4 protein-coding genes are annotated in these 5,776 nt (G+C 36.5%); 1 reads left to right on the top strand and 3 read right to left on the bottom strand.

Annotation, left to right across the window (positions count from 1 at the left end; genetic code table 11):
* The first annotated feature begins 373 nt into the window (after window positions 1–373).
* On the top strand, window positions 374–2,266 hold the full coding sequence (mnmG, locus tag AFK68_RS13790) for a tRNA uridine-5-carboxymethylaminomethyl(34) synthesis enzyme MnmG (protein ID WP_094673302.1): 1,893 nt from the start codon (window positions 374–376) through the stop codon (window positions 2,264–2,266).
* Between the two features lie 106 nt (window positions 2,267–2,372).
* Here the strand turns inward: mnmG and AFK68_RS13785 are convergent, their stop codons facing one another.
* The 3 genes from AFK68_RS13785 to AFK68_RS13775 all read right to left on the bottom strand — a co-directional run bounded on the left by AFK68_RS13785 (window position 2,373) and on the right by AFK68_RS13775 (window position 4,840).
* Window positions 2,373–3,257 (bottom strand): restriction endonuclease, encoded by an 885-nt coding sequence (locus tag AFK68_RS13785; RefSeq protein ID WP_094673301.1) that lies wholly within the window; start codon window positions 3,255–3,257, stop codon window positions 2,373–2,375.
* A gap of 82 nt (window positions 3,258–3,339) precedes the next feature.
* On the bottom strand, window positions 3,340–3,786 hold the full coding sequence (locus AFK68_RS13780) for a DUF29 domain-containing protein (RefSeq protein WP_094673300.1): 447 nt from the start codon (window positions 3,784–3,786) through the stop codon (window positions 3,340–3,342).
* Window positions 3,787–4,060: 274 nt separating this feature from the next.
* Window positions 4,061–4,840 carry a LamG domain-containing protein gene (locus AFK68_RS13775; protein ID WP_246844179.1) on the bottom strand — a complete coding sequence of 260 codons (780 nt, stop codon included), beginning with the start codon at window positions 4,838–4,840 and terminating at the stop codon, window positions 4,061–4,063.
* Window positions 4,841–5,776: the final 936 nt, after the last annotated feature.

Genomic DNA, 5,776 nt, shown 5'->3' with positions numbered 1-5,776 from the left:
TTTTCCTCTTTGTCAATCATATATTACCAATAATAAATGTTAGACTATCAACTTAAACAATAACTCAAGTGATTTTGGGCAATATTAAAATATGACAGTCCTAAACAGATTGTAACATTTTATCTAACGGGGTTTGGTTTCTAAATCCCATTCTTGGTAGAGGGTTTGGAGACCAAACCCCTACAGTTTTTTTTACAAATCATTTATAATGACTGTATGTTACTATCAAACATTTAGGATGACTAGAAAATTCTGATTTTTAAACTTCCGACTTCAGATGTCGGTACTGATAATGAATATTAGACAGCGGTATGTGGGTTTCAACTGTTCCCTGTTCCCTATTCCCTATTCCCTAGTATAACTGATAACTAAAATGGATTTTCAAGACGAATACGACATCATTGTAGTTGGCGCCGGCCACTCCGGTTGCGAAGCCGCTCTTGCTTCCGCACGTCTCGGTTGCCACACCCTCCTACTCACTCTCAACCTCGACAAAATTGCCTGGCAACCATGCAACCCCGCTGTTGGGGGACCTGCAAAATCTCAACTTACCCACGAGGTGGATGCTTTGGGTGGGGAAATAGGGAAAATGGCAGACCGTACCTACCTGCAAAAACGCATTCTCAATTCTTCTCGCGGACCTGCTGTTTGGGCGTTACGCGCTCAAACTGACAAACGGGAATACGCTACCGTTATGCGTAACATTGTCGAAAACCAAGAAAACCTCCGAGTTCGGGAAAGCATGGTGACAGACTTAGTTCTCGGAGACAACGACGAAATTATTGGAGTAGAAACCTACTTCGGTGTTGCCTTCAAATGTAAAGCTGTCATCCTCACTACCGGAACTTTCCTCGGTGGAGTCATTTGGGTAGGCAATAAATCTATGCCAGCAGGTCGTGCAGGAGAATTTCCTGCTATTGGTCTGACTGAAACCCTGAATAAACTTGGTTTTGAAACCGGACGACTGAAAACCGGTACTCCTGCCAGAGTTGACAAACGTTCCGTTGACTACAGCGATCTGGAAGAGCAACCAGGGGATGAAAAAGTGCGTTGGTTTAGTTTTGACCCGGAAGTTTGGGTGGAACGAGAACAGATGTGTTGTTATCTCACCCGCACCACTCCCGAAACTCACAAATTAATTCGCGATAACCTACATTTGTCTCCTGTTTACGGTGGGTGGGTGGATGCGAAAGGTCCGCGCTATTGTCCGAGTATTGAGGATAAAATTGTCCGGTTTGCTGATAAAAGTAGTCATCAAATATTTATTGAACCAGAAGGTCGTGACATTCCCGAACTTTATATTCAGGGGTTTTCGACTGGTTTGCCAGAAAAATTGCAATTACAAATGTTGCGCAGTTTGCCTGGTTTAGAAAATTGTGTGATGTTGCGACCTGCTTATGCCGTGGAATATGATTATTTGCCAGCGACTCAATGTTATCCGACGTTGATGACTAAGAAAATTGAGGGGTTATTTTGTGCTGGTCAAATTAATGGTACCACTGGATATGAAGAGGCAGCAGCTCAAGGTTTTGTGGCGGGAATAAATGCGGTTAATTTTGTTAAGAATAAGGAGATGATTATTTTCCCCAGAGAACAAAGTTATATTGGTACTTTGATTGACGATCTATGTACAAAAGATTTGCGCGAACCCTATCGAATGTTGACGAGTCGTTCGGAATATCGTTTGATTTTACGGTCTGATAATGCCGACCAAAGACTAACACCTTTAGGTCGAGAAATTGGTTTAATAGATGACCGTCGGTGGGAGTTATTTGAGAGGAAGCAAACTAATATTAATGCTGAAAAATCTCGGTTAAAGTCAACTCGAATTAAAGAATTAGAAGAGGTTGCTATTAATATTGTTGCGGATACTCAGACAAAAATTAAAGGTTCGATTACTTTGGCAGATTTGTTGCGCCGACCTGGTTTCCATTATGTGGATTTAGAAAAGTATAATCTGGGTAATTTAGATTTGAAATTAGTTGAAAAAGAAGGAGCAGAAATTGATATTAAATATTCCGGTTATTTGCAAAGACAACAAAATCAAATCGACCAAATTAGTCGGCAAGAAAATCGAAAGTTGCCAGCTAACTTAGATTATTTTGCTATTGATACATTGTCGATGGAAGCGCGGGAAAAATTGTCAAAAGTTCAGCCTTTAACTATTGGGCAAGCATCGAGAATAGGAGGAGTAAATCCGGCAGATATTAATGCTTTGTTAGTTTATTTAGAAGTGCAATATCGACTTGTGGGAGTTAAAAGTTAAAGGTTAAAAGTCAAAAGTAATCTTTGATTTATTTTTCGGTATCTGTCGATAAATTGCGACTTTGTAGGGGTTTGGTATCCAAACCCTTTCTTGATGTTATTTATTATTAACTAAACTCCTTAAAAAAGCTTTTATCAATCTCATAAACAGTTTTGGGTATTAAACCAAGTTCTAACTGTTCAAACATCAGAATTAATTTACTAGCATCTACTAATTCTATGGGTGGCACTCCATCTCTAACGGCTTCTCTGCGAGCTTCACTGGTAAATGTTCCAGTTGTAATAAATATACCTTTATCTGCTCTTCCCATTATTGCCCCACGAAAATCACGAATTTCTGGCGCTCCTACTGAACCAATATAACGTTTACACTGAAATAATACAGGAATACTTATTAATAAATTAATCTGTAATATTCCTTTGCCATCAATACCACCATCTCCACTTCTACCTGTAATTTCTACTTGTTGAAATCCAGATTCTCTTAGTAGCCTTTGACAGAGATGTTCAAAACCAGTTGGTGAAAGATTTCTAATAGTTTCTAATAGTTCTTGGCGATAGTTTCTGAAACTATTTTCGTTTGAGTCTGGAGCTGCAACATTATCTTCATCTGTTTCTAGATCTTTATTAATCTGATTATTTATACTCTCTTGACGAAAAGCTTGTTGAAGTTTTTGAAAGATTTCCAGAGCTTCTTTAGATGTAATTTCTGAATTAATTCCAGCTTCTGTTAATTTCCAAATCCCTCTTTTTGATGAATCAATATATCCAGCTTTAACTAAATAAAATCTTGCCCATGCAACTTGATTATCAAATCTAGATGATGTTCCACTGGGTAATTGTTCATCAAGAATATTATCAGATATTTGTAAATTTATAGCAATTAAATCTTTAACTTCTGAGGGAGTACCTGAATTTCCTAATTCTTTTAATGCTGAAATTACAGGTGCAAAATATTTGACAAACTGAGGTCCTTTATTTGGCTTTGTCATAATAGCTTCATGGATATATTGGCTTTAAATAAGAGTATTCTACCAATTCCAAGTATTGATAAAGCAAGGAGATGTTAAATAACTACTCTGGTAGCCAATCTTCATCCAATATCTGTTCAAGAGAATAAGGGTTAATTTCTGGTAACTGAAGTTCTGATTTAATTTGAGCGCTTTTTCTAGCTTTACTATAAAGATAGTCAAGTCGTTCAGCTAAATTATTTCGTAAATTTGTTGTAAGTTTGTATTCTAATTGAGTCCGAAAAGCAAAAAATTCTCCACGCCAATGCCTAGACTTATTAGCTCTTTCTTCTAACCAATATTGATAAAGTAGTAAATGTTGAATAATTAAAATAACGAAACTTTGAGCAGCACTTTTTTCACTTCTACCCAATGCTTCTAACTCCTCAATTAAGTTCTCATAATCTAGGTTTTCTAATTGACGATTATTTAGTAGTTCGATTGTTTTTTCTAACCACAGGAAATAATCTTCCTCATACAGTAATTTCAGCTCGGTAATTTGATTAACCATATTTTATGTCTATTTGTGAAAAAGTTAAATAGCAATTCCGTAGGGGTTTAGCCTCCAAACCCTTTCTTCGTATTCCAGATTATAATCGTGATTTAATTGTTCACTATTTTAATTACAATAATTTTACCGGATAATTAATAATTAATAATTATTAATTAAATATCTTGGTTAAAAGCCTCCCCTTTCCAGGGGAAAAAAATAAATTTTTTCCTTATTGGTCAATCCGATGGTTTTAACCAGAGGTAATTATCCATTATCCATTAATGAACAAACATTATATTTCAGAAACCCATCCAGTTGTCCAGACAGCACCACCATAAATAGTTCCATCATTACCATTACCTGATTTATCCCTAACAAGATTACCAGAACCTTCATCAAAAGGCCAATAACTAATAAGTCCTGGTTCATTACCTCGAAGAGAATAAAGCATTTTAGACTCTATTTCAGCATCAGTTAATGCCCTATTCCAAATACTTAATTCATCAATTTTACCTTTGAAATGTGTCTGAGATTGATTAACTAAATCCCAACCAATTAAGAGAGGTTGCTCAGAAGCAAGATTGTAGTTTCCAATTCTAGAAGTTGTCAAAGATGCCACCAGTTTTCCATCTGCAAAATATGTTAGTCGATCCCCTTGTTTACGAGCAACAAAGTGATGCCATTGACCATCTAGCAAGTTAGGTTGGTCAGGATACCCAATCCAATTAATATCATCAAGTTGAACATAAGGTATTTTGTTCTTACTTCCTCTCCAACGACCATGAAATCCAAATAGAAATCCTATTCCTTCAGTTGGGCGATTAGACATAATCTGAGGGTGACGTACTTGTTCACTTTCTAATGCAGAAACCAATACAGAAAATGTGAAATCTCCACTACCAATTTTATTTATTACGTTAGTATTTTCTACTTGAATATAGTCATCAACTCCATCAAAAAATAGGGCATAATTTATTTTTTCAGCACGCAAAAATTCAGCAACAAATAATATTGCTAGAATCATTGAGGTAGCTATAGATATTGTAACGAGTAGTAAATTGCGTAACTTCATAGTTTTTATTCCTTACCTTCCCAAGAATTATACGATAATTTTTGCTAATCACTAATTAATAGAAGACAATTAATCAAAAATGAAAAATAGTTGTAGGTTGGGTTAAGCGACAGCGCAACCCAACAAAGACCTCTATAATATATCTATATATGTTGGGTTTTTCCGTTGGAAATGCTCCGCAAACGTTCCATGCTACGCAACGAAGTTCGCGTTACATGTCGCGTTAGCGAAACAACCCAACCTACATGAGTAGCGATCGCTCCTCTACAAGAAAGAAGTTAGTCCGGTAGGGTGCGTTTCCCTGCGGGACATGTTTGCGGAGCATTCCGTCAGGAAAAATGCAATGCAATGTAACGCACCACCTATTAGGAAAATTTCACGATTCATCTCCCATCTCTGAGTGCTTCAGCAAATGAATTAATTATTGCTCTATACGCAATAGAAGCAAAATTTCACTATCCATCACCTCTGATAGGGTGCTTCAGGAAATGAATTAACTATTGCTCTATCCGCAATAGAAGCAAAATTTCACTATCCATCACCTCTGATGGGTGCTTAAGAAAATGAATTAACTATTGCTCTATACGCAATAGAAGCAAAATTTCACTATCCATCACCTCTGATAGAGTGCTTAAGAAAATGAATTAATTATTACTTTATCCACAATAGAAGCAAAATTTCACTATCCATCACCTCTGATGGGTGCTTAAGAAAATGAATTAACTATTGCTCTATACGCAATAGAAGCAAAATTTCACTATCCATCACCTCTGATAGGGTGCTTCAGAAAATGAATTAACTATTGCTCTATCCGCAATAGAAGCAAAATTTCACTATCCATCACCTCTGGTGGGGTGCTTCAGAAAATGAATTAATTATTACTTTATCCACAATAGAAGCAAAATTTCACTATCCATCACCTCTGGTAGAGTGCTT

The organism is Hydrocoleum sp. CS-953 (assembly GCF_002260545.1).
Taxonomy (GTDB): domain Bacteria; phylum Cyanobacteriota; class Cyanobacteriia; order Cyanobacteriales; family Microcoleaceae; genus Trichodesmium.
Note: the sequence above shows the minus strand (reverse complement) of the source record. Positions and strands in the feature narration are given on the sequence as shown.